A 23,757-nucleotide genomic window follows, 5' to 3' on the forward strand; every position below is an offset into this window, starting at 1 on the left:
TTAAGTGATAAATCGAATGACCTGGCTATCTCGGGAGAGATGGCCAGGTCAGCTTTTATACCTATGCCTCGACTACGCGATACTCGCTCGGTAGCGTGGGCATAGCACCGTGATGGCTGCAGACGAAGGCGGCGACACGTGTGGCAAGTGCGACAGCCTCCAGATGACTTCTTCCTGCTAATAGCGCTGAGACAAAGCCTGCGGTGAAGGAGTCGCCAGCACCTACCGTATCGGCTACCTCGATACAGGCCGATGGATGGAAGACACTTCCCTTCTCATGATAGATCGAGCATCCGTCTGCTCCGCGGGTTAGGATCACTGCGCGCAGGCCGTAGTCGGTGAGCACCTGGCGGCAGACGGCCTCCATATCGCCCTCGAGCCCTAAGAGGCGTGCGACGATGGGTACCTCCTCATCGTTGAGCTTCAGGATATCTGCGTGCTCCAGTGACGTATGGATCGTCTCGCGGGTATAGTACTGCAGGCGGAGGTTGATGTCGAAGATACGTAGGCTACCCTCGGGCATCGCCTTGAGGAAGCTGAGGATCGCCGTGCGAGATGCCTCGTGGCGCTGAGCGAGCGAACCGAAGCAGACGGCATCAGTGCGCTGTGCCAAAGCTCGCAGCTCGTCGGTGAAGGCGATATGATCCCACGCAACGTCCTCGGAGATCTCATACGTGGGGCTTCCCGTAGCAGAGAGGGTGACCTGTACCGTGCCGGTGGGGTAGTCCGTCTCTTGTAGAATGGCCGGTAGCTGGCGTGCCTGGAGCTCGGCCTTGATCTCTTCGCCTAAGGCATCATGTCCGATAGCGCTGACAGAGATGGCTTCGTGCCCGAGCTGCTGGCAGTGGAAGGCAAAGTTGGTCGGTGCGCCACCAAGGGCCTTGCGGTCAGGGAAGACATCGAAGAGCAGCTCACCGATGCCGACGATAGTATACTTCTTCATTGGGTAGAGTCAATAGATAGTGTGTGGATGGATCGGATGAAGGAGGGGCTATCGGCGCCAGAAAGGCTTCTTGGTCTTCGTGACGTTCGTGGCTCTCTTGGTGAAGAGTCGTAGGAAGAAGCCTTGTGCTTGAGATGCAGCCACACCGATGAGAGCGGGGGCGAAAATCTCCCAGATGGAGAGTACATAGGGGATGTACTTGCTGTACTTGCCGAGCTTCCCATGGGTAGAGTCAGCTCCACCTGTACCGATGACGCGCTGATGGCGGGTGGACTTATAGCCTAGTTTGTTGAGGATGGTGCCGACGACGGGGATGGTCGTAGCATAGTTGATCGCCTCGCCTCGGACATAGGAGGTGACCAGCTCAGAGCCGTGGTCGCGGATATAAGTCAAGCCACGTGCGACCTCGGGGAAAGTCTCATCCTGCAGTAGGAGCGTCTGATGGCGAGCCTGCTCAAGGACGAGGTACGAGCCACGCTGGTGCATAGTGCGGGAGGGACTATTGTAGCGCTGCTTGCGGAAGGTGGGGATGAGGTCGAGACGCACATTCAGACGCTGTGTCTGAGCGAGTGCTCGGCGGGCAACGATATCACGTACGATCTTGGTGATCAAGGGGCGCAGGAGCACTATCAGCAAGATGAGCCCGACATAGCCAGCTGCCAGATAGAGGAAGCCTATCGCAGGGGATTCGCCACTCCATGTGCCGAGCATAAAGCCCAGAGCGATATTCAGCGCGAGGAAGAGGAAGAAGAAAAGGAAAGCAATCAGCACCCAGAAGACGATCTTCGCGGTGCCACGGGCTATCGATCCTCCCAGTGATAGGGCCGTGATATCGATACGCTCACGGCTGAGGTGACCGAGATGATAGACGAACTTAGGTAGTGAGAATCCACTTTGCTTAGACTTCATATGCGCTATGTATACTTAGAATATATGGAGGGAGAAGAAAGCGAGGCGAATACACAGAGCTACAGACCTCCCTGTGGGGAGCGCTGCCCTCGTGTATTCGCCTCGGCCTTTTAGGACTGACTTCGCGTGCGAAGACTAATCGTTGTCTTGAATCTCATCGAGCAGATCGTGGGTCTCTTCGGTGAGCTTGTTGCGGTAGCGATTATAGCGGTCCTTCGCTTCGTAGTACCCTTCGACGATGCTGTCGCGAGCGCGCTCTACGCTGCTGGAGAAGTTATCAGAGAAAGCTTCGCGCTTACGACGATCGGAGAAGTAAGCTGCGGCTGCCCCTGCGGCTGCGCCGATGAGCACACCGAGGAAGAAGTTTCCGTTTCCATTTGAGCACTTAGACATAATCTTTGTTCGATTAGAGATTAATATATGTATGAACAGTGTAAAGGTAAGATTATTTCTTGACTATACACTGTATTTGTGGATGAACTCATTTGGATAGATAAGTATCTTGCTACCCTCCCTCCAGTGAATCCAGTAGCTGGGATTGACTTCGGAGGCCTTGGAGACCTTCGCCCATTCTTCCTCTTCGATGACTCCTTCTCTGTCGGGGCATGCACTGTAGTCTATACCCTGTATCTTCATCCATTCACCCTGGACATCGCGGATGAAGAATCCTCTCCCGAAGCTGTCTTGTATGAGGGTGATCTTCTTTCCTGGGGCAACTTTCGGGTTGGGGTAGAAGTCCAAAGGGAGACGTTCGCCTTCCTCTCCTCTCGGCACGTACGTATATTGCTGGAGGAACTTCCCCGTGCTGTCGATCTGGATATGGGCACTACTCTCGAGGGTCTTCCATTCATCTCCGACGCGTACTTCGATAGGCTTGCCCGCTTCTGGTCTCTTGCAGAAGAAGGCGTAGCTCACGACATTCCAATAGTAGACGAAGATCTTACCGTCGAGTAGGGAGTCGGGCGTAAGGTCGTTTTCCTCGTTATGGATATCCAGGTAGAGGGTACCGTCAGGATTCTTGAGGTAGTAGTGTGCGGGGCTACTGTTGGGGCCATCCATGGAGCAGAAGAGCGTAGCGACGAATGTGTAGCCGTCATCCTCATTCATAGTCTGTTGACTATTGCTTTGCTTTGCTCCGCAACCAGAGATGCCGAGGAGTGTGGAGAGCCCAAGTAGGGCAGTTGTCATCTTATTCATACGGCAAATCTAAGGAAAAAGCTCTACCACACTATCATCTCGTAGAGGGAGGAACTAAATAAGGAAGGCTTCCCCGCCTCGTCGTTGAGGGATAGGGAAGCCTTGCTTTTGTGTTGATGTGTTAGCTATATGCTGCAGCCGTACTTGAAGTAGAACCCCGTCTGTGTGAGGATCTTGTCTCCCTTTCTCCAGCGAATCCAGTAGATGGGATTCTTTTCGCTGAGCTTGGAGATCTTCTCCCAGCCCTCTTCATCGACGATAGCATCTTCGGCATAGAGTGGGCCGTAGTCGATGCACTCTTGGAGCTTCATCCACTCGCCTTGGATCTCACGCACGAAGAAGTCCTTCATGCCGACGCTGTCTTGCATGAGGGTGATCTTCTTTGCTGGGTCGGCCTTCGGGCTGGGATAGAAGTCGATGTCAAAGGGCTCGTTTTGTAGACCCAAGGGAGAGAACATATAGTCCTGCAGGTACTTCGACGTGCTATCAACGTGAATGCTGGGGGCGCTCTCAAGGATCTTCCATTCATTGCCTACTCGTACCTCGATAGGCTTCCCCTCCTCGGGCTTCTTGCAGAAGAAGCCATAGATCCCGTTATCGGGGAAGTAGATGAAGATCTTTCCGGAGAGCAGCGAGTCGCTGAAGCCCTCTTCGTAGAAGCCCTTTTCGTAGGAGTAGCCGATATTGCAATAGACCGTGCCATCAGGATTTTTGAGGACGTAGGATATGCCGTTGGTATCGGTTTCCGAGGGATAAAAGAGTGAGGCGATGAAGTCATAGCCACTGTCATTGCTTTGCTCTTGTTTCGTAGAGCGGCAGGATACACACAGGAGTGTAAGGAGCCCAAGCAGGGCTGTCGTAATCTTATTCATGCTGCAAAGCTAAGGAAAACCCATGGTTCACTTGTCGCTCCTTCCTATCGCCGCCTATCGATAGCGCGACGAGGTAGCCTGCTTAGTACCGCAAGGGGGAGCTTCATAGCGGTTGAGCTATCCTACCAATAGGCGTACTTGTCGTAGAAGTCCGAGAGTGGCGTGAGTAGCTTCGTCCCCTGCCTCCATCGGATCCAGTAGGTCGGATAGGTTGAGCTGCGCTGGGATATTTCTTCCCAACTCTCTAACCCGATCTCGCCGACATAGTGGGTAAAGTAGGAGCTGTAGTCGATACATAGCTGGAGCTTCATCCATTCAGCACGGATCTCGCGTATGAAGAAGTGCTTGATCTCAGAGCTATCTTGTCGTATCTCAAACTGCTGTGATGGGTCTTCTCGTGGGACGAGGTAGACGTTGACCAGACGCGATTCCTGCCCCTTATCTTCGGGCTATCATGTAGCGCTGGAAGAACTTGACGGTGCTATCGACACGGACAGACTGGGTATGGTTTAGGAGCTTCCACTCGTCACCGACAAGGATCTGGAGAGGCTTCCCCTTTTGGGGCTTCTTGCAGAAGAAGCCGTAGGCCTCATTCGCCCAGTAGTAGATAAATATTTTCTCACCGAGGGCAGAGTCTACGCTGGGGCCGCCGTCTACAAGGGCTACGTTGCTATTGTACATCGTCCCATCAAGATTCTTGATGAAGTAGCGCATACCATCGGCTCCTATTTCGCCATTGAAGAGCGTAGCGACGAAGTCATATCCCATGTCTTTGCTTGGCTTGAGGAGGCGGCAGGAGGAGCTGAAAAGGATGAGTAGCCCAAGGAGGACTGTCGTGAGCTTCTTCATAGAGCAAAGCTAAGGAAAACGCTTGCCTTATAATTGATAGCATTCCCATAGCCCATAAGACAAGTCTTCCCATCTCACAGCTGCGGGATGGGGAAGACGTGCGGACATAAGGGATATGCGCTACGCTTAGCATTCGACGTCTCTGTACTCCAGATAGTCCTGTGGGATCAGGACCTTGCTCCCATCACGCCAGCGGATCCAGTAGGTAGGATTGTCCTTGCTCACCTTGCTGAGCTGGTCCCAGTCTCTAAATTCGCAGTCATAAGACGCGCTGTCTATATCACGGAAAAGCCCATTCGACGAGAGGTCGACGCATAGCTGGAGCTTCATCCACTCGCCCTGAATATCGCGCATGAAGAACACCTTTACATCGTTCAGCTTGTCTTGCTTCAGGGTGATGCGCTTGGCAGGGTCTTCCTTGGGAGTGGGATAGAAGGCTATAGGTAGATCCTGCCCGTAGTCTACAATTGGGAGGAAGACGAATTCTTTTGTGAAGAAGTGGCGGGTACTATCTACCTTGATCTGTGGAGTAGACTCGATCGTCTTCCATTCATCACCGATGAGGATCTGTAAGGGCTTCCCCTCCTCGGGCTTCTTGCAGAAGAAGTGATAGCGAACCTCCCCTGGGAAGAAGAATACAATCTTTCCACTGAGCTTTGGGCTGCCGAAGTCATTGAAGAAGTTATACTCGGCATTCATATCCAGCGTATCGAAGGGCGTGCCATCGAGATTCTTGATGAGATACTTCGGTTGTGCAGTTGAGTCGACTGTCGGATCAAAGCTGAGGATAGCGATGAGGTCGTAGTCGTTTTCGCTGACCGCTTGTGTGGAGCGACAGGAGCTGCCGAGTATCATGAGGAGTAGACCAAGGAGGGTTGTTGTGATCTTATTCATAGCGCAAAGCTAAGGAAAAACGCTTACCCCATGCAGATCTCCCATACCCCATAAAGCAAGTCTTCCCCATCTCACAGCTGCGGGGTGGGGAAGACTTTATGCTATAATAGAGGAAATACCTTTATTCGATGAGGCTATTGTCAACGAAGAAAGAGAAGTTAGTGCGTATATTGAAGGTGAGATCCTCAAAGGTACGCGTAGCCGATAGCGTGCGGTAGGCATCACCACTCGTGCCCGTGTCATCACTAAGAGCCTTCCATTGTCGCTGCGCTTCGTCGTAATGGAAGCTTCGTGTGAGGGTTACTCTCTGGTTGCTCTGTCCAGATCTGCTCCAACTTGAATATGCTTCGGGGCGAATTTCGATGTCTATAGATAAGGTCACATGGTTGATCCCCTCAGGTTTGCAGTTGTAATTAGTGCGCCCATAGATAGGGAGATACGCTGTGCTTCGCAGACCAGCTTGAGACACTGTATTACCATTCTTGTTATCGTATAAGTATAGTTTGTAGTGTATACCCTTATCTTCTATCTTGTCATAGCTGACGTTTGCATCAAGGATCTTAACGTGTCCTCTATGTGATATTTTCCATTTCCCCTTTGAGCTAGTTTCAACAACGATATCTCTAAGGAGTATGGAAATATTGTTATTCTTGGTTTTGGGAATGAAGGTTACCTTGTCATAAGAGTATTTGAGCGTATTAGACATGCGGACGGGTAATGCATCATAAAGATGCTTAATCGTAAAGGAGATGGGGGCTCCAACGTTCTTCGTGGAAGGAAGTGCTCCGTCTTCAATGAACTTGAAGACCTGAGCCGGAGAGATCGCAGCAACAAGCCCCCCATAGGCATCCCCTCCTCGCTGAATCATTTTGACTCGGCTCTCTTCAAGCACTTTGCTTTTCTGTACTCCTAGCCCTGCCTTAATGCCTGTGAAGCTGGTACTAAGTGCACTTATCAGTTCGCTTGATGTATGGCTGCTTTCGAATAGAAGGTAGTATACACGTCCGTAGGATACTGAGGAGATGTAACAGATAGGGTTTCCTGGACCTGTATAAGGAGCTAAGTCACTATGCTCGATTGTAGGCTTGAAGGCTCCCTTGAATCCTCCATCGGGGTCCTCATAACTGAGAGTGTAGAAGCGTTGGTAGAGCTTAACGAGTACGTGGCTTTTTCTTTTGTCAAAGCCTGTGCCGAAGAAAGCCTTGACTTTTCCCCAGCTCTTGTCAATATCTAGCCCACTGGCGATGATGGCTTCCTCAGCGCTGTGTACGACTTCCATAGTGAATGAGGTACTTGCAGGTACTCCACTCTCTTGAAAGCGACGGATGAGTTTATTCTGGGCTTGGATGACGTTGCTCTCACGCATCTCTGATACTTCTTCGTACCAAAGTCCTTCGCCATCATCACCAGCTGACCGTGCTCCTGAGATGACCTGTAGGTTGATACGTCCTGGCTGGCGCTTACTTATGATGGGGATAGCTGTCGGTATATTCTTTCCCCGGATTGATTTTCCCTGGATGAGACAGCCTGGCCAAAGAATGCTTGCCCAAGGATCAAGGATAGCGAAGTCCTCAGAGTTGGAGGTAAAGTCATACTCCATGGTCTGAGTCACCTTGTCACAATCAACGATAAGTCCAGAGGACTCCAGAGTCTGCCTAGGAGCTGCCTCTGAAGTTGGTGCGCCTATCGGTCTGGCTATTAGCTTGTCTTCGGCAGCCTCGGAGACGTGCCCAGCGGAGCGAAGGAGTTGCCCAACTTCTTGGATGTTCTTGGGCTCTCTGGAGTCGGGACCTGGATTGGGTGTGTCACCTCCACCATTGGGAGTCTTGTCGCAAGAAGCGAAGCAGAGTCCTGTCAGCAGGGCGAGTGCAAGTGTGATCTTCTTCATAAGAGTCTTTATATAAGTGTGATGTCGTTTTCTTTGATTATTCAATAGGGCCTTTGAGTCTAGTCGCAACACGGTAGTGAAGCATTACCTCGATGGGGCAGCCTCTAAGAGATACCCATCGACCGAATCGGTGGAAATCAAGATCCTGAGGATCGATATAATTATCGTGGCTGATGTACCAGTACCCTTGGTCCTTGTTGTACCTCAGTATGACCTCACGTATTACGGAGTATTTGAAGTTATCACGTCCCCCTCCCCAGAGATGAATATCATAGTCTAAGTGCATCAGGATACGTATGTGCCCGTTGGGGGTGCTTCCGAAGGCTGGAAGCTTTTGGTTAGGGAAGCGTATGTTGAGACCATTCTTATAGCTGAGTTCGCGCCCTTTGTAAGGTGCTCCAAGATCAATATGGCTTTCAGAACCTCCGTCTAGACTATATGATATGTATAGCTCGCGTAAGTAGATGCCTGAGTGGTTGCTGATATTTTTATAGTCACCTCCCCGAGTGTAGTCCCCCGCTGCTGTTCCCTTGAGCCATAACCCTGATATTGTGATCTGATTGTCATCTTGCTCGGGGATGTAGTCTATGAACTCATATTTTCCTTGGATCACTCGGGGGACGGAGAGTGGCTTGAGTCCATGCAGGTATTTAATCGTACAAGCTACGGGAAGCCCATATTTAGTCTGAACCTCTTTGGAGGAGGCTGTGATGAAGTCTTGTAGTTCCTTCATCGTGGGAATCGTGCTAACATTGGTTGAAAAGATATCCTTCCCTCCTGCTAACTTGAGATGAATCTTGATGTTTCGTAGTTCAGATTTAGAGGGACTAGATACGACTGGGGTTCCTCTGTCTCCTGTTTTATTCTTTTCGGAGGATTTGACAGCAGGAGTCTGGGTAAGTAGAGCTTCTACTCCCTTCTTGAGTTGCTCTCCCTCTTGGTAGGTACGGCGTGTCTCCTCTATGATTGCATAGAACCGACGACCATAGGTTACCGACGATATATACCCAAGCGGATTCCCTCGGCTTGTATAGCGTCCAAGCAGTTCTGGTGTAAGATCGGATGTGAAGAGCCCATATGGTCCATCCTCTGGGTCATCATAGACGATTGTGAAGAAATCTTGTGAAAAGCTAATCACAGCTTTAAAGGTATTACTTGACCAACGTACATCTCTGAACTCACGATAGCGATCGTCTTTCTCAATCTCTTCCTTAGAGATGCCCAAGTAATAGGCTGCTTCTCCTAGAGAGCGAACCGAGTGGACGCTGTAGGTAATCTGTGCAGGAATTTCTCCCTTGGCGGAAGCAACCAGATCATTGAGTTGCTTGTTTACCTCAGAATAGCGATAGTCTGTGAGTTCACGAGTAAGCTCTGTATTGCCATTGAGCAATGCCATCGTAATACGTCCTGGCTTACGGTAGGTGTTAAGTCCAGAGATCCCCGAAAGGGAGTTTGTCTTGACTGAATTGGCATAGATGAGATTACCAGGCCAGACAACAGCTCCATTGAGATTGGATGTATACTTATTGCTGAGCTCATAGCCTGAGAGGTCAAAGCTTCGTCGAACTTTACGGTAGTAGCCAGCGGAAATGACATCTGGGCTTCCCGCTGCTTTGTGCTCAATGACCTTCTGACCACCGACAAGAATATCGTGGATTTGTTCATTGGGCGAGAACTCGCGTAATGCCTGGTGAGGTAGTTCACCCCCTAAAGCCAGCACAGAATCAATGGCATTTCGCCAAGATCTAGCTTGCTCAGAGATTTGTTGCTCTTTTTGTTTGAGAACCTCGGCTGGATCTAGCTTGCGACAGCCGAATATCATAATTGCAAGTAGGCCGAGTCCAATATTAATAATGGTAGAGCTCTTCATAACATAATTTGGTAGTGTTTGTCAATAGTCCCATTGCAAATATAGCACCTATATTTCACCCTCACAATAGCCATCCCGCATAATAAAAGTAAGCCCCTTCTCTTGCATAAAAGCAAGAAGAAGAGGCAGAGGTATTGTGTGCTTAGTTTAGTGTTTGATATCTTGGATATGGGGTAGTTACAACATCTGTAAGGGGAGGTGGTGCGGACCAATAGTGGTCGGAGTGCAAACGAGTATTGGTACGTGCTTCAAACCTATATTGCTTCGCGAGTGAGCTTATATTGATGCACCCATAGGAGACCATTGCGCAAGACCATCTTTTCACAGCTTGCACGAGCTTCTTAACCTAAAGCCACCGATTTTTGAAAGAAGAAGGTACGAGTAATGGAGAGGTGGGCTTATACAATGTCATATATAGGTATATGGGTGCGTGGGTGGAGCTATATAGGATGGCTAAGAAAGCTATATGGCTTTGGACTGATTCCTATATAGCTTTGTGAAGTGACCTATATTAGGTTGTTGTTCCGCGTAGGGATAAAAGTTGTGGACGAGTGGCTAATAAGTTTGGACTACGTGCGTGGACGATAAATCTACGTGCGTGGATATTTGGATTTATGTGCCTGGTCTTTAAGACTACGTGCATAGATGCGGAAAAACCACTACGGGAAGGTGCTTTTCCCTTCACGAGAACGATGCTTTTTCCTCGGCTGGATAAGAGGAATACTCGCGATAAGGCGAAGGGTTTGCGTATCACTTCGGAGAGGTATATCGGGGAGCTGGACGTGCGATGCCTTAGCACTCTAAATAGAGGATAGGACTCTGCCACAACAGTCTCATATTATATGTGATAGAGGCTACTGCAGGATCCTCATAGAGGAGTGGTGTGAAGCAGTATTGCTTCACATATCAAACGAGTATTGGTACGTGCTTCAATCCACTACTGCTTCGTGAGTGAACTACTATTGGTCCGCGCTTCGACCACTATTGGTTCGCGGGTTGACCAATAGTGGTTCACTCAGTGACCAATATAGGTTCGCCCATGGGGCTATAGAGGACGGTAGTTCTGTCTTTGTAGGAGGGTGGGGAAGATCCCTCTATTTGTGAGTTCTATCTCTCGTTATAGAGCTTCTGATAAAGGCGGTGTTAGTGCGCTCAGGGCACAGCTCCGTAGCGCCCTTGTTAGAGGCTGGAGAGAGAAAAGCTCGGCGCGCACGGGCGTGCATGTGGGGGAATGGAGATTCCTGCTTACCTTTGTGATTAATACAAGGGGGCTTCCGCAGTGCGGACCCTCTCCTAATCGAACACGAAGCATTATGTCGCAAAGCAACGAGCGTGAGCTACAGCTCCTGAGAAAGCACTTCCTCTCCTTGGTCAGCGAAGAGTCGCCGATCATCAGTCGCCCTCTCACCGATCTCTTTCTCTTAGCCGATTGTGCTACGGGCACGCTACATCTCTATGATGACGAGGATAAGGAGATCAGCCACGTCTCCGTCTTCGCTTGGGCTGAGACCGGTACAGAGAGTGAGCCCTCAGAGGTCGCTATCGAGACGCTCCGCGAGCTGGTGACACGCCTCGAGCAAAAGGGCTTCTGGGATCGTCCCTGCTTCGCACGTCCTTTCTCCATCGAGCTTATCCGCCCCGACTTCTCCGTCATCGAAGACCTCCTTTTCCTTGATGAAGACCTCATCAAGATCGAGCCCCCCCTGCTGGATGGTGTAGGTGAAGAGCTGGATCGTTTCTTGGACGAACTTTTGGAAGATCTAAAATAATTCCCTACCTTTGCAACGCATTTGAGGGACGCCCCTCAGGATAGTGCGCCGAAATAGCTCAGTTGGTAGAGCAATTCATTCGTAATGAATAGGTCGCCGGTTCGAGTCCGGCTTTCGGCTCAGCAAATAGAAAACGGCATTGCTTCACTCGAAGCAATGCCGTTTTGCTTATTCCCCCTCGCCTTCCCTCTGCGACTCGTATTCAAGGAGTAGGCGGATGGGGAAGTGATCGCTATACCCACCCCGATAGAAGTTGCCCCCGTAGGTGCGCCAAGGTACAGCTGCACCGCCCCCGCTGAGCTGCGCCGTGAAGAACGGCCGGCAAAAGGTTTCGGCACTACCTGCTACATAACGAAGGCGTCCCCGCTGCTGAAGGAGCGAGGCGGTGAGGTGGGCTTGGTCGAGCTGGGACCATACGCCTTGATAGCAGTAGCTCCCAGGTGGCTCTTGCTTTACCTTCCGATGAAGGAGGGCGAGAAGGCTCTCGGATGGGAGGTCTTGCACCGCCATATCCGCTGTGTAGGGACGACTGCACAGGGCTTCGCTGGTGGAGGCTTCTTCGGGATCGCCATTGAAGTCCCCGAGGAGCAGGCAGTGCGTCCTATCTCCACCTTGCGCCATCAGGCTATCGACCTGCTCTCGAAGGCGCGTGCAGCAGTAGCTGCGGTAACGAGCTGAGGCCAGTGCTACGCCACGGCGCGAAGGGAGGTGACAGACGAAGACGTGGAGTGTGTCGCCCGAGGGTACCTCACCCGTGACACGAAGTAGGGAGCGCGTTCGGCGCAGCGAATCAAAGGGGAAGTGAATAGGGATCTCCTCGGAAGCGATGAGGCGGAAGGTCTCGGGAGAATAGAGGAGCGCTACATTGATACCACGCTTATCCTCTCCGTGCGTGATGATATGGCGGTAGCCTGCCTTCTCCCCGAGGGCGGTGCGATGGAGTAGGTTGCTGAGTACGGTGGCATTCTCTACCTCTATGAGGGCGATGAGGTCGGGGAAGGCTTCTCCCCCGACGGCACTGATGACCTCAGCGATATGCTGGATCTTCGTCTGGTAGCGTGCGTGCGTCCAGTGGTGCTCTCCCGTGGGGAGGAAGCTGTCATCGTCGTGGGTGGGATCATCTTCGGTATCGAAGAAGTTCTCCACGTTGTAGCTCATCACACGCAGCACCTTCCTCTGCGCCCATAGCTGGGGCGAGGAAATGTGTAGCGTGAGGAGGAGAAAGGCAAGGGAAAATAAGGCTGTGTAGCGATGCTTCATGGTAAGGCAAAAGAGAAGGCGACTACTACATGCTTCAGGGGAGAAGCTGTAGTAGTCGCCTTGCGCTTTAGATTCCGTTAGTCGGAGTGTGCGGCGTGCGCGCTTCGACTTAGAGGTTAGGGTTGACGGTCTTCCAGTCAGCTACTGCGGGGATGACACCCATAGAGATGACTTCGTCGCGCATCTTCACGAGGTGCTCGTAGCTCTTCTTGAGAGCAGCCTTTTCTTCTTCGCTACCCTTGATCTCGTGGCTGTAGTGTACACCATCCTTATCGATGACGGTCTCCATACCCATAACGACGTGGTCGAGGCCAGGGATGTTCACGTAGCAGCCAGCAGGCCAGCGGAAGGGAGCACCACCCATAGCAGCACGGATCATCTCGATAGAGACGTATGCAGGGCTCTGGAAGGAAGAGCGACCACGGAGCTTGATGATGTTGGCACCACCCTTGGTGACGCGCTGCTTGATGTCTTCCCACGTTTCGGCGGAGAGCTTAGCGCTACCGATGAGTGAGGAGAGAGGCTCGCCAGCGACAGTGACACCGCTGGAGAAGACAGCCATAGCTTCGCCGTGACCACCGTAGGTGCGTGCACCGACGACTTCGCTCTGAGCTACACCGAAGTGCTTAGCCAGCTCGCTCTGCAGACGCGTAGAGTCAAGAGCAGCGAGTGTGGTGACCTGCTCGGGACGGAGACCAGAGTGGATCAGCGTCACGAGACCTGTGATGTCAGCAGGGTTGAAGATGATGACGACGTGACGAACATCGGGGCAGTAAGCCTTGATATCCTTACCGAGCTGAGCGGCGATCTCGGCGTTGCCCTTCAGGAGGTCTTCGCGAGTCATACCGTCCTTACGGGGAGCACCACCCGAGGATACGATGTACTTTGCGCCAGTGAGTGCCTCCTTGATATCAGAGGTGAAGGTCAGGTTGAGCCCTTCGAAGCCACAGTGGCGGATCTCTTCGGCTACCCCTTCGAGGCCGGTGGGGAAGGGGTCATAGAGACAGATGTTGGGGGTGAGAGACATCATGGCAGCAGTCTGGGCCATGTTCGAGCCGATCATGCCAGCGGCACCTACGATCGTCAGCTTGTCTTGTGTGAGGAAGCTCATAACTATTGGATATTTATGATTTGGTTGAGGGTTTCTCTTGTCTCACAAATGTACGCCTTTTCTCTGCGATTGCCAAGGGGGAAATGGCGCATACATCTCTCGCTCCCACGGCGTGTGCTGGGGAGTAGGGCGGAGGCGCTCCTATTTGCGGAGACTATCGCCCTCTTGAGGGCGTGCCGTGCTGTCGGGCTGGGGCTTCTTCTTCCTGCGTGAGAAGAGCTCCTGAAGCGAGTCAAAGCGACGCTGGAACATGAAGCCAAGGCCCTGCGTCGTCAGTGACTGACGCACGTACTGGTACATGCTGTTGTAGTGGCTGTAGCCCTTGAGACGGAGTGTACCAGCAGCATTGAGCTTGTACTCAAGGTCAAATTCGCCGATGTACTTCCCCGAGAGGAATGGGTTGTCGTGGTAGCCGACGTTCCCGTTGATGAGGAGGCGGTCATCGAGCCAGCTACCCGAGAAGAGTAGCTCAATGTCGGTGTTGTCGAGTGCGCTATTGGCTGTACGGATATTTGCGCCGATCTGGATATCGTTCGAGAAGTTACCGAGCAGTCGAGAGAGCTGGTCGGAGAGTGTCGTCGTCGCGAAGGAGGTGAGGTTGTTGGAGACTGTCGTCGTGCCCTGCTTCGTGTCGGTGGTGTAGAACTTCCCGAGGGTCATCAGGTAGAGGAACTGGCGGTTACGCTCGTCCTCCGACGTGAGGAGCGACTGGATACGGCGCTCCATCTCGGGTTCTGAGCCTGGGAGCTCGACGCCGAGCTTGATGTCTGGACGCGTGATCACACCGCTGAGCTGGACGGTGCAGCTCACGGGTATGCTGGTGCGCTGAGTGAGGGTAGAGAGTCCCGCATCAAAGTCCGCGATATTCGCCGTCAGGTCGTAGGCGGCCTTAAGGTCAATGATAGCTGCCATGGGATCACCTCGGAAGTCAAGGCGCCCACCTTCCTTGAGGGTGAAGCGCTTACGGGCGAACTGCTCGAAGTTGAAGGTGTACTGCCCTTCGCGCAGCGTCAGGCTACCATAGGTCGTGGGCGAACCCGAGTGGGGTACCTCGATCGTTAGGTCCCCTTCGCAGCGTGTGACGATATCGTTTTGCATGCTCTGGCTACTCCCGAGGCGCAAGGAGAGGCGTGCATCGGGTGTGACGTGAAGGGCCATACGCATCGTGACCTCTGTCTCGGCTGCGACGGCTGGGCGTGCGACGGTGTCTGCGAAGGCAAGGCTATCCTGTGTAGAGAGAGGACGTAGAGGACGGTAGGTGAAGAGACGCTCGTCCTTGCGTACGTCCGTCTTGTTGAAGTCGAGTACGACGTCCGTACCAGGAGCACTGCGGAGGTTCACATCCAGGAGGAGCTTGGGGAGCTTACCCTTCATCTGGGCCGTACCAGTACCGTAGGCTGTGCCATAGATAGGCAGTGCCTGCTTCGTAGCGGTCTGTAGGACCTTCACTCCACGCATCTCTGAGGCGGTGAGGTCAAGATCAAAGTTATCAAAGAAGCGGTGACGTATCACCCCATCGACGATACCCGTGTGACCCTCATCATCTCGCATCGGGATCTTAGAGAAGATGATCGAGGTGGGGGTAAAGGTCAGGCGGTGCGAGAAGCTGTAGTTCGTGCCGAGGAGGCGCACACCGATATTACCATCTTCGACGTCGGCTTCACCCTCTACGGTGACGCCCTCTTCGAAGACCCCGAAGAGGCGCACCTTACCCGTGGCACGGCCTTGTACATGGTCGAAGAGCGTGTCCATAAACTTACCCATGAAGTCGGCGCGCAGACGCTCCGCCTCAAACGTAAGGTTGATACCTGCACCACCAGCTGGGCGTATGTAGCCCGTGACATGGCTGTGCCCGCCTTCGCTCTGGTTGACGTCCCCATCGATCATGATATTTCCGACACCGCTGTCGAAGGTGAGGTCAGCCTTCAGTGCGCCGACGTCGATGCCCTTGACATGGAGTGCCGGCGAGGTGACAGCAGCCGTAGCGATGATCTTCCCGCCTTGGAGACTTGCCGTAGCTGAGCCCGTGAGGTCGGTATTGATCATATTGAAGCCCACGCCTGCTGACTCGAGGATATAGAGGAGGTTGATCTTCTTGAGGGCGATATTGAGGTGCTCCTCGGGATTGGGGCTGAGTGCTCCACTGATGCTGATACGACGCTCTGAGGAGGCCAGATCAAGACCTTCGACGCGAAGCTCCTTGCCTCGGAGGGAGAGATGCGCGGGTGCGACGCTCCAGGTGTCGCTGTGTACACGGATGGTCGAGGGGTCGAGCGTGACGTCGAAGCCGAGTGCTGGACGGCCGTTCTCGCTCTGTGTGTATTGGTGCAGAGACGCACCGATATTGAGGAAGCCATTGTGGAGCTTACTTTTGACCTCACGCCCCAGGTCAAGCTGGACGTGCAGGCTATCGGTGAGGATCTTCGTCATCATGGCGAAGCCCTGTATCTGTGCGCCACTTGCTAGTCTTGCCTCACCCGTGAGTTTGAATTCCCCGTCCTCAAGGCTCAGAGCTGCTCCACGTAGCTCATGACCACCCAGGCGGAGGGTAGGGACGGAGGCTTGCAGACCCAGCGAGTGGCTCGCACCGATATAGGAGGCACGTACATCTGCACCTTCCTCGAGGCCGATAGGCAGCTTGAGAGCCTGTTGCCACTCCTCGGGGATCTTGTGCAGCTGGAGGGAGAGGTCGAAGTCTGTACCTGAGATCTCGCTGCTATGCGCGCCTCCTCTTTGAGCGAGGTCGAGCGAGGGGAAGTGATGATAGAGCGTGCGACGCAGGTCAGGGATCAGCGCACTCAGCACATAGTGCCCCCGTAGGGTAGCAGAGAGGTAGGGCGAGCGGAGGTAAATCATACGCGTCTCCTCGGGGTTGCCCGAGAAGAGGATGTTCAGCTCGTCCAGTGAGAGGGTGCGCTGTGGTGAGGTCAGCGAGATATGATCGATAGCGAGACGTCCCTGCCCGCGGTCGATGTTCAGCTCGTCCATGTTGAAGCGCCCCGTGAGCGAGAGTGTCTGACGGGGGCTGTTGGGATTGAGCCCAAAGAGGTCGGTCTGCAGGTGGCGCACCTGTAGGTCAGCCTCTACGGCATGCAGGGCACGGCCCGAGAAAGTCGCCACCCCGTCGAGAGCGAGGGAGGCTGCTGGGTCATCGACCTCGAGGTGCACCTTATGACGACGTGCACCGACGGGGGTGACGGCGAGCTGTGTGCCACGGAGGGTCTGCCCGCGATAGGTGACTGAAGGAAGTGCCATCTGTAGCGTGCCCTGCCAATCCTCTAGGGTGCCGGTGCTGCTGACGGCATCGAGGTCAATGGTTGTGGCTACCGAGCCTAAGGGTGCTAGATCGCCGATGATAGGGGCGAGGTCGAAACCTTGGGTCGAAGCCTTCCCCGTGAGCTTGCGCAGGCTCTTGCCTTCAAGGCTTCCCGTGATGTCATAGTCCCAGCGTCCTTGTGCTGAGCCGATGTAGCCCTTTCCTGAGAAGGACTTCCCAGGGACGAACTGCGTCTTCCCCGCATGGCGGATGCTCTGCAGGCGGCTGAGACGCTCAATGAGGGGGAGGGAAGAGGCGGGGAGGTGAGGGCGTATGAAGCCGACGACAGCGGAGCTTACCTCGGCATCGGTGATGTCGGTCGAGATGCTGGTGACCTCGCCTGCGCTGTCCCACGTGACACGGCCACTACCCTCGAGGATGATGTGACGGGGGAGGCGTAGGGAGAAGTTCGCACGTCCGGCTGCAAGCCCTTCGCGGCAATAGGTCGCCTGCAGGGTCGCCTGCTCGTTGCGATCCTTGAGCGCAGGGGAGAGGATGCTGAGGTCAGAGAGCGTGAGCTGCGTATCGCCCAGCTCCAGCTCCTCGAGGAGGGCAAGCCCCTTGCGCTGTGTCTCAAGGCGCGCCAGTGGGATGGAGAGCGAGCTCTTTGGCAGGCTAAGCTGGAGATTGGATAGGGTGAGGAGGCTCCCCTGTAGCTCTCCTTGTCCTGTGAGCGAGGAGAGGGTGAAGCCCTTGTCTGTCGTGAAGCTCAGCTCATCGATGGCGCCACCGATATAGCCCTTTGAGAAGCGCAGGCGGCGGATACGAGTGGAGAGCTTGTTGATGACGAGGCGCTCCCGCTCGGCTTCGCTGAGGGAGAGACGCATGTCACGTATGATGATGCTATTGATGTCTACGGGGATCGACTTGCTGGAGCTCTTGGGATTGGAGAGGTGATCGATGGTGTGTTGGATATTCAGTCGTCCTGTCTTAGGGTCACGGATGAGCCGAAGATCCGCCTCGAAGAGTCGGGCAGAGGTGATGCGTACCTCCTGCTGGGTGATGAGGTCGCTCAGGGAGATCCCGCCGATGAGGCGGTCTGCGGTGAGCATACGTCGCCCAGCGGTGTCGAGGATGATGACGCGATGTGCCTCGATATTCGTCCAGGACATAAGCTCGACACGCTCCAGCTGTACGGGGCTGTCAAAGATTTCGGTGAGCAGGCCTGCTACACGGCTGGCGGCCTCCTTCTGTACAGCAGGGATGCGGAAGAGTCCGAGAGGGAGGAGATAGAGTAAGACGAAGAGGGTAGCAGCTATCCATGCTACTACCTTCAGTACCTTGAGGAAATGACGATTGACCTGCCAATGGCGCATGCCCTACGATCCTTGACTTGCTCTTATATAATTATTGTGTCGATGGAGTGCCCAGCGCCCTCCTTTCGTATAACGCTCCCCGTGCTTTGGGTCGTGCCTGCAAAGGTACTACATTATCATGTAGCACTGAGTGGCCTGTGCTCCTTCGGCTGATAGGCTTCCCTTACAGTGGGGAGGATACTTATGTCTGTGATGGGCGGGGCGAACCTATATTGCTTGCTGAGTCAACCTATATGGTCGTCGCACGGATCAGTATAGGTTCATACCCTCATCCTATATTAAGTTGTTGCGGTGCGTAGGGATAAAAGTTGCGGACGAGTAGCAGATAAGTTTGGACTACGTACGTGGCTCTAATATCTACGTATGTGGATATTTGGATTTACGTGCCTGGTCTTTAAGACTACGTACATAGATAGAAGAATACCACTACGGGAAGGCGCTTTTTACTTCATGAGAACGATGCTTATCCCTCCGCTGAATAAGAGGAATACTCGCGATAAGGCGAAGGGCTTGCGTATCACTTCGGAGAGGCATATCGGGGAGCTGGGCGTGCGATGCTTAGCAGAGCAAATAGAGGACAGCACTCGCGGCAACAGGCTCATATTGGTCGCACTCCCAACGAGTAGTCGTTTGCAAATCAACCCCGCCTCAATACGGCCTGCTGATGAGTAGGGGGCTTGGTACGGAAGCCCGTAGTGTAAATATATGCGATTCAAAAGCAAAGTATTACCTTTGCGTACCCGTATTAGTGGAGTACGAGGGGCATTCCTCGGCATAAATAACCTACCGTAGCTACTATATAGTAGGGTTTACGTAGCGAATCCCCTGAATTACTTCGCGCCCCCTCTCCTAAAGCAGATAAGAAGAAATAAACCAGAAGCAATATGATCACAGTCAGCGACCTCGCCGTACAGTTCGGTAAGCGAGTCCTTTTCCAAGACGTCAACCTCAAGTTCACTCCAGGCAACTGCTATGGTATCATCGGTGCCAACGGTGCTGGTAAGTCAACCCTACTGCGTACCATCAGTGGGGCGCTTGAGCCTACGCGCGGTAGCATCACCCTCGGTCCTGGTGAGCGTCTCTCGGTCCTTAGCCAGGATCACCACGCCTTCGATGCCTTCACCGTTATGGATACCGTCCTGATGGGGCACAGCGTCCTCTGGGCAATCATGGAGGAGAAGAACGCGCTGTATGCTAAGCCCGACTTCAACGATGAGGATGGCAATCGCGTCGCTGAGCTGGAAGATAAGTTCGCAGAGATGGAAGGCTGGAACGCTGAGAGCGATGCCGCCATGCTCCTGAGCGGTCTCGGTATCAAGGAAGACCAGCACTACAAGCTCATGAAGGAGCTTAGCGGTAAGGAGAAGGTGCGTGTCCTCCTGGCACGCGCACTCTATGGTAAGCCCGACAACCTCCTCCTCGACGAGCCTACCAATGACCTTGACCTGGAGACGGTCACTTGGCTGGAGAACTACCTCTCCGAGTATGAGCAGACGGTGCTTGTCGTCAGCCACGACCGTCACTTCCTCGACTCGGTCTGCACGCACACGGTGGACATTGACTTCGGCCGCGTCCAGCAGTTCGCTGGTAACTACAGCTTCTGGTACGAGTCCAGCCAGCTCGCTCTGCGTCAGCAACAGCAGCAGAATAAGAAGGCTGAGGAAAAGAAGAAGGAACTCGAAGAATTCATCCGCCGCTTCAGTGCCAACGTCGCTAAGAGCAAGCAGACCACGAGCCGTAAGAAGATGCTCGAGAAGCTCAACATCGAAGAGATCAAGGCCAGTAGCCGTCGCTATCCAGGTATCATCTTCACGCCAGACCGTGACCCAGGGAACAAGATCCTTGAAGTCAAGGGCCTCACGGCTTATGCCGATGATGGCACGCTGCTCTTCCGTGATCTGAACTTCAACGTAGAGAAGGACGACAAGATCGTCTTCATCAGCCGTGACCCTCGTGCGATGACTGCCCTCTTCCAGATCATCAATGGGGTAGAGAAGGCCAGCGAAGGGACCTACGAATGGGGGCAGACCATCACCGAAGCCTATCTGCCACTGGATAACTCGGAGTACTTCAATACGGATATGAACCTCGTCGAGTGGCTCTCTCAGTTCGCAGCCGACACCAACGAAGTTTACCTCAAGGGCTTCCTTGGGCGTATGCTCTTCTCTGGCGAAGAGATTCTCAAGAGCGCCTCAGTCCTCTCTGGGGGTGAGAAGATGCGCTGTATGATCTCGCGCATGATGCTCAAGAATGCGAATGTGCTCGTCCTCGATAGCCCCACGAACCACCTTGACCTGGAGTCGATCCAGGCGTTCAATAATACGCTCAAGACCTTCAAGGGCAACGTCCTCTTCACCAGCCATGACCATGAGTTCATCCAGACGGTAGCTAACCGCATCATCGAGCTCACTCCTGGTGGCATCATCGACAAGATCATGGACTACGATGACTACATCGTCGATCCTACGGTCGCTGAGCTCAAGGCTAAGTACTACGGCGAGTAAGGCTCTGGCCTCCAACTCGCTCCCCCTCCCTAACTGAAGAAGTCGAGATACCGCATACATCATGTATCGGTATCTCGACTTCTCTTTGACTCCTATAGATGCGGAAAAATCAGTGGGTTATATGATGAAACGACTATTCTACTCCTCTCTCCTGCTGCTCTCTCTCTCCCTCTCTACTTGAGCACAGAGTGGCTACACGCAGCAGCTTTGGACCTCTTCTCAGGATACGACTGCTATTCTCCGCCCAGAGCACCTAGAGATGACTCAGGAGGAGATCGATCGCCAGCTGGATCTCGAGGATAACTTCGGCATGTATCGTGGTAACTACTTCATCATGGGGCTACCTTTTGACAGGCCGATCACGAGTAAGACGGCCGATGCGAAGTTCCAGCTGAGTATCCGCTATCGTATGCTCAAGGGCTCGCTACCCTTTCACTCCTACCTGATGCTGACCTATACGCAGAAGACGCTGTGGGATATGTCTCAAGGAATGGCTCGAAAAGCTGAAGTCTGGCGAAGGTGAGTACAAGGCTTGGGACTGGGCTCGTGGCGTAAACATCGCATGGGCTGGTCTTCGTGCTGGCTACATAACCCGTGAAGAGGTCGATGCTTACAATGCATCTTTGGTCCCTCTGGCTCAGGCTAAGTATGCAGACTGGAATGCTTACTTCAAGGACTTCCTCGCTGGTCGTAAGGCATGGGATCCCCAGGATGAATACGGTGGTGCTGAACAATTTGAAGAGGTTGTCAAGGATCTTCTCGACAAAGAAGCTTCGATCTACAAGGTCGTGCCCTTCAAGTAGTCCTTCCCTGACTCTCTAAAAGCACCGAGGCGGTACCCCACACATGGGGCATCGCCTCAGTGCTTTTTATGTGAATGCGTCTCTACTGATTGGAGTAGGGTGCAGGGCTGTGCAGGGCGTCTCCTTGATCACAAGGAATAGAACTCTATGTATGCTTAGGGTTCTCCCTCAAGCCGCCCCTCCTGAGAGGAGAAATATCTAAGTGCCGCCGTTAGTATTAATTTTGTTCCTCTATGTAGAGCTATTTCCAAGGTGGAGATAGCCAAAATAACACTCATGCTATTTTGCGTATGCTCAAGAATTTCTTCAAGTTAGCCCTCCTGGCTGTAGCCGCTGTCTGTGGTCTCGCTTCGTGTAGCAACAACACAGCTGATTACGATGCACTGCGTCCCACGCTGCTGGGCGGTGTGTACTTCTATAGTGATCACGATGGTGTAGATGCTTTCGATGCGCAGATCAAGAGTGAAGCTCTCAGCAAGCTTGAAGGCTATAAGGAATACTTTATCAACCCATATAAAGGTCAAAGTGCCGACTCTGTCGTCACGATGCTACACAAAGACTGGGGCGTCACCGATAGCGTAGGCCTAAAGGAGCTGCTGGAGAACCTTAAATCTTCAGAAGGTGAACACAAGGCTTGGGACTGGGGGCGTGGCGTCTATATCGCATGGGCTGGTCTGCGTGCTGGCTACACGACTCGCGAAGAAGTCGATGCTTACATCTCTTCGCTCGTACCTCTGGCACAGGCCAAGTATGCAGACTGGAATGCTTACTTCGATGACTTCCTCGCTGGCTGTAAGGATTTTGATCCCGAAGATACATATGGTACTGCAGAAGATATAGAGAAGGGGGTCAAAGAGCTTCTTGAGAATAAAGCTTCGATCTACAAGGTTGTGCCCTTCAAGTAGTCCTTTCCTGACTCTCTAAAAAGCACTGAGGCGGTGCCCCACACATGGGGCACCGCCTCGGCTTTTTATGTGAAGGCGTCTCTACTGATTAGTAGTGGGGCGTGGGGACACTTGCTTGCATCCAGTAGGTCGAGGGTGAGGCTACCGAGCTGATGCGCACATGGTCTGCATCACCCGAGATCGGCTCGATGGAATAGGGCGAGTGTCTCGTGACAGACTGCAAGTACCAGTCGAAGGCGCGGTGACCGAAGAGCCAAGAGATATCCTTCTGGATGATGCGCGTCGTATGGAACTGCGAGGGCTGTCCGTAGATCGACGTGAAGTCCATGTAGTAGCTCCCCCAACTCTTATCCAGCCAGTAGGTGATCTGGAAGAAGAGCGAGATCTTCGGCATCATGGCACTCGTGCGACCGAAGTACACGTCCGTACCGAAGCTACCAGGGTACACGTCACCCTGCTGCGTCTCCTGCACCTGAGTGAAGAGGTTCAGCGCGTCGGTACCAGCTGTCGTAGAGCTCGCATAGGAGAGGATGGTGTACTGCTCCGAGAGGTCATACGTCCCTGTGTAGAGGCTGGAGGTCTGCTTGCCATCCTGCGTCGTGACGGCCGTCTTATCAGCATTGAGCTCCAGTGTGCGGAGGGTGTCTGAGCCGATGGTGAAGGGCGTCAGCAGGCGTAGCCCCTTGTCTGTGAAGGCGAAGGGTAGCAGCTTCTGCTCATTGTCATAGCGTACCCAGAGCTGGCGTGCAAAGCCGAAGATCGATACAGCGACTTCCTTGCCTCCGAGCTGAAGAGGAGCAAGTGCCTTACCCTTCAGAGCCTGCTGGCTCTCGGTGATCTTGGTGAAGTAGCTATTAGGATTCTCATCGACGCGCGTCAGCTGCATCTCTCCCTGCGTATGTCCACCGCGTAGGGTGATCGTCCGCCCATCTTCGCTGACGCGTAGGACTGTGAAGTCAAAGTCGCCATCGTAAGCTACAGGGATCCCCCACTGAGGGTTGGAGTACTGGTGCAGAGCATCATTGAAGGTGTCGAAAGTCAAGCGTACCCCACCATTCTGAGAGAAATGGTAGCTGGAGGTAGCAGGAGTCTGCGACTCTTCGGAGAAGATCGTGACCTCGTTGTCGGAGGTGAACTTGAGGCTGAGGTTGAGCCCACCGTATTGTCCCTTTCCCGGGACGAGCGTCAGCATCCAGCCATGCTCACTGGAGCGTAGGAGCTGACGTAGGCTCTGGGTGTCCCTGGCGATAGCTGTCGAGACGTAGTTATCACCACTGGGCATGTCCTCGTACATCCGGCAGGATGTGAAGAGCGTGAAGAGGCCTAAGGCCAAGATATGGTAGTAGCGCAT

Annotated in this window: 18 protein-coding genes, 1 tRNA gene and 1 pseudogene; 6 read left to right on the forward strand and 14 right to left on the reverse strand. The window is 53.4% G+C overall.

What is annotated here, in order from left to right; all coding sequences use genetic code 11:
* Window positions 1-61: 61 nt before the first annotated feature.
* The 10 genes and pseudogenes from HMPREF1323_RS01805 to HMPREF1323_RS01850 all read right to left on the reverse strand — a co-directional run bounded on the left by HMPREF1323_RS01805 (window position 62) and on the right by HMPREF1323_RS01850 (window position 9,422).
* Complete coding sequence (locus HMPREF1323_RS01805; RefSeq protein ID WP_009432430.1) at window positions 62-943, reverse strand: carbohydrate kinase family protein; 882 nt, start codon at window positions 941-943, stop codon at window positions 62-64.
* A gap of 48 nt (window positions 944-991) precedes the next feature.
* Window positions 992-1,852, reverse strand: a complete 861-nt coding sequence (locus HMPREF1323_RS01810; RefSeq protein WP_009432424.1) for a hypothetical protein — start codon at window positions 1,850-1,852, stop codon at window positions 992-994.
* 135 nt (window positions 1,853-1,987) lie between these two features.
* Complete coding sequence (locus tag HMPREF1323_RS01815; RefSeq protein ID WP_009432436.1) at window positions 1,988-2,245, reverse strand: YtxH domain-containing protein; 258 nt, start codon at window positions 2,243-2,245, stop codon at window positions 1,988-1,990.
* A gap of 63 nt (window positions 2,246-2,308) precedes the next feature.
* A complete protein-coding gene (locus HMPREF1323_RS01820; RefSeq protein ID WP_009432484.1) occupies window positions 2,309-3,049 on the reverse strand; it encodes a hypothetical protein in 741 nt (246 codons plus the stop codon).
* A gap of 125 nt (window positions 3,050-3,174) precedes the next feature.
* Entirely contained in the window at window positions 3,175-3,921 is a 747-nt protein-coding gene (locus HMPREF1323_RS01825) for a hypothetical protein (protein ID WP_009432462.1), read from the reverse strand.
* Between the two features lie 122 nt (window positions 3,922-4,043).
* Complete coding sequence (locus HMPREF1323_RS01830) at window positions 4,044-4,232, reverse strand: hypothetical protein (protein WP_044123887.1); 189 nt, start codon at window positions 4,230-4,232, stop codon at window positions 4,044-4,046.
* A gap of 127 nt (window positions 4,233-4,359) precedes the next feature.
* Window positions 4,360-4,770, reverse strand: coding sequence for a hypothetical protein (locus HMPREF1323_RS01835; RefSeq protein ID WP_009432468.1), 411 nt, complete (start codon window positions 4,768-4,770; stop codon window positions 4,360-4,362).
* A gap of 126 nt (window positions 4,771-4,896) precedes the next feature.
* Complete coding sequence (locus tag HMPREF1323_RS01840; RefSeq protein WP_009432505.1) at window positions 4,897-5,664, reverse strand: hypothetical protein; 768 nt, start codon at window positions 5,662-5,664, stop codon at window positions 4,897-4,899.
* A 745-nt stretch (window positions 5,665-6,409) separates the two neighbouring features.
* Window positions 6,410-7,552 (reverse strand): annotated as a pseudogene (locus HMPREF1323_RS09335) (thiol-activated cytolysin family protein); the annotation flags it as partial.
* A 37-nt stretch (window positions 7,553-7,589) separates the two neighbouring features.
* Entirely contained in the window at window positions 7,590-9,422 is a 1,833-nt protein-coding gene (locus tag HMPREF1323_RS01850; RefSeq protein ID WP_009432426.1) for a thiol-activated cytolysin family protein, read from the reverse strand.
* Between the two features lie 1,313 nt (window positions 9,423-10,735).
* On the opposite strand from HMPREF1323_RS01850, the gene HMPREF1323_RS01855 reads away from it, so the two are divergent.
* Together HMPREF1323_RS01855 and HMPREF1323_RS01860 are read left to right on the forward strand one after the other, a co-directional pair.
* Window positions 10,736-11,191: a hypothetical protein gene (locus tag HMPREF1323_RS01855; RefSeq protein WP_009432506.1), complete on the forward strand. Its 456-nt coding sequence runs from the start codon at window positions 10,736-10,738 to the stop codon at window positions 11,189-11,191.
* A 47-nt stretch (window positions 11,192-11,238) separates the two neighbouring features.
* Window positions 11,239-11,311, forward strand: a tRNA-Thr gene (locus HMPREF1323_RS01860).
* Window positions 11,312-11,359: 48 nt separating this feature from the next.
* Here the strand turns inward: HMPREF1323_RS01860 and HMPREF1323_RS01865 are convergent.
* The 3 genes from HMPREF1323_RS01865 to HMPREF1323_RS01875 all read right to left on the reverse strand — a co-directional run bounded on the left by HMPREF1323_RS01865 (window position 11,360) and on the right by HMPREF1323_RS01875 (window position 18,194).
* Window positions 11,360-12,451 (reverse strand): endonuclease/exonuclease/phosphatase family protein, encoded by a 1,092-nt coding sequence (locus HMPREF1323_RS01865; protein ID WP_009432432.1) that lies wholly within the window; start codon window positions 12,449-12,451, stop codon window positions 11,360-11,362.
* Window positions 12,452-12,560: 109 nt separating this feature from the next.
* Window positions 12,561-13,562, reverse strand: a complete 1,002-nt coding sequence (locus HMPREF1323_RS01870; protein WP_009432455.1) for a malate dehydrogenase — start codon at window positions 13,560-13,562, stop codon at window positions 12,561-12,563.
* Window positions 13,563-13,703: 141 nt separating this feature from the next.
* Window positions 13,704-18,194: a translocation/assembly module TamB domain-containing protein gene (locus tag HMPREF1323_RS01875; protein WP_009432422.1), complete on the reverse strand. Its 4,491-nt coding sequence runs from the start codon at window positions 18,192-18,194 to the stop codon at window positions 13,704-13,706.
* 884 nt (window positions 18,195-19,078) lie between these two features.
* Between HMPREF1323_RS01875 and HMPREF1323_RS01885 the strand changes: the two genes are divergently transcribed.
* The 4 genes from HMPREF1323_RS01885 to HMPREF1323_RS01900 all read left to right on the forward strand — a co-directional run bounded on the left by HMPREF1323_RS01885 (window position 19,079) and on the right by HMPREF1323_RS01900 (window position 22,406).
* Entirely contained in the window at window positions 19,079-20,698 is a 1,620-nt protein-coding gene (locus HMPREF1323_RS01885; protein ID WP_009432471.1) for an ABC-F family ATP-binding cassette domain-containing protein, read from the forward strand.
* A gap of 259 nt (window positions 20,699-20,957) precedes the next feature.
* Complete coding sequence (locus HMPREF1323_RS01890) at window positions 20,958-21,221, forward strand: phospholipase A (protein WP_009432490.1); 264 nt, start codon at window positions 20,958-20,960, stop codon at window positions 21,219-21,221.
* 34 nt (window positions 21,222-21,255) lie between these two features.
* Window positions 21,256-21,501: a DUF1266 domain-containing protein gene (locus HMPREF1323_RS01895; protein ID WP_232203976.1), complete on the forward strand. Its 246-nt coding sequence runs from the start codon at window positions 21,256-21,258 to the stop codon at window positions 21,499-21,501.
* A 290-nt stretch (window positions 21,502-21,791) separates the two neighbouring features.
* Window positions 21,792-22,406 carry a DUF1266 domain-containing protein gene (locus HMPREF1323_RS01900; RefSeq protein WP_156795174.1) on the forward strand — a complete coding sequence of 205 codons (615 nt, stop codon included), beginning with the start codon at window positions 21,792-21,794 and terminating at the stop codon, window positions 22,404-22,406.
* Between the two features lie 88 nt (window positions 22,407-22,494).
* On the opposite strand, the gene HMPREF1323_RS01905 is transcribed toward HMPREF1323_RS01900, so the two are convergent.
* On the reverse strand, window positions 22,495-23,757 hold the full coding sequence (locus HMPREF1323_RS01905) for a DUF4302 domain-containing protein (RefSeq protein ID WP_009432444.1): 1,263 nt from the start codon (window positions 23,755-23,757) through the stop codon (window positions 22,495-22,497).

The organism is Porphyromonas sp. oral taxon 279 str. F0450 (genome assembly GCF_000292995.1).
GTDB lineage: Bacteria > Bacteroidota > Bacteroidia > Bacteroidales > Porphyromonadaceae > Porphyromonas > Porphyromonas pasteri.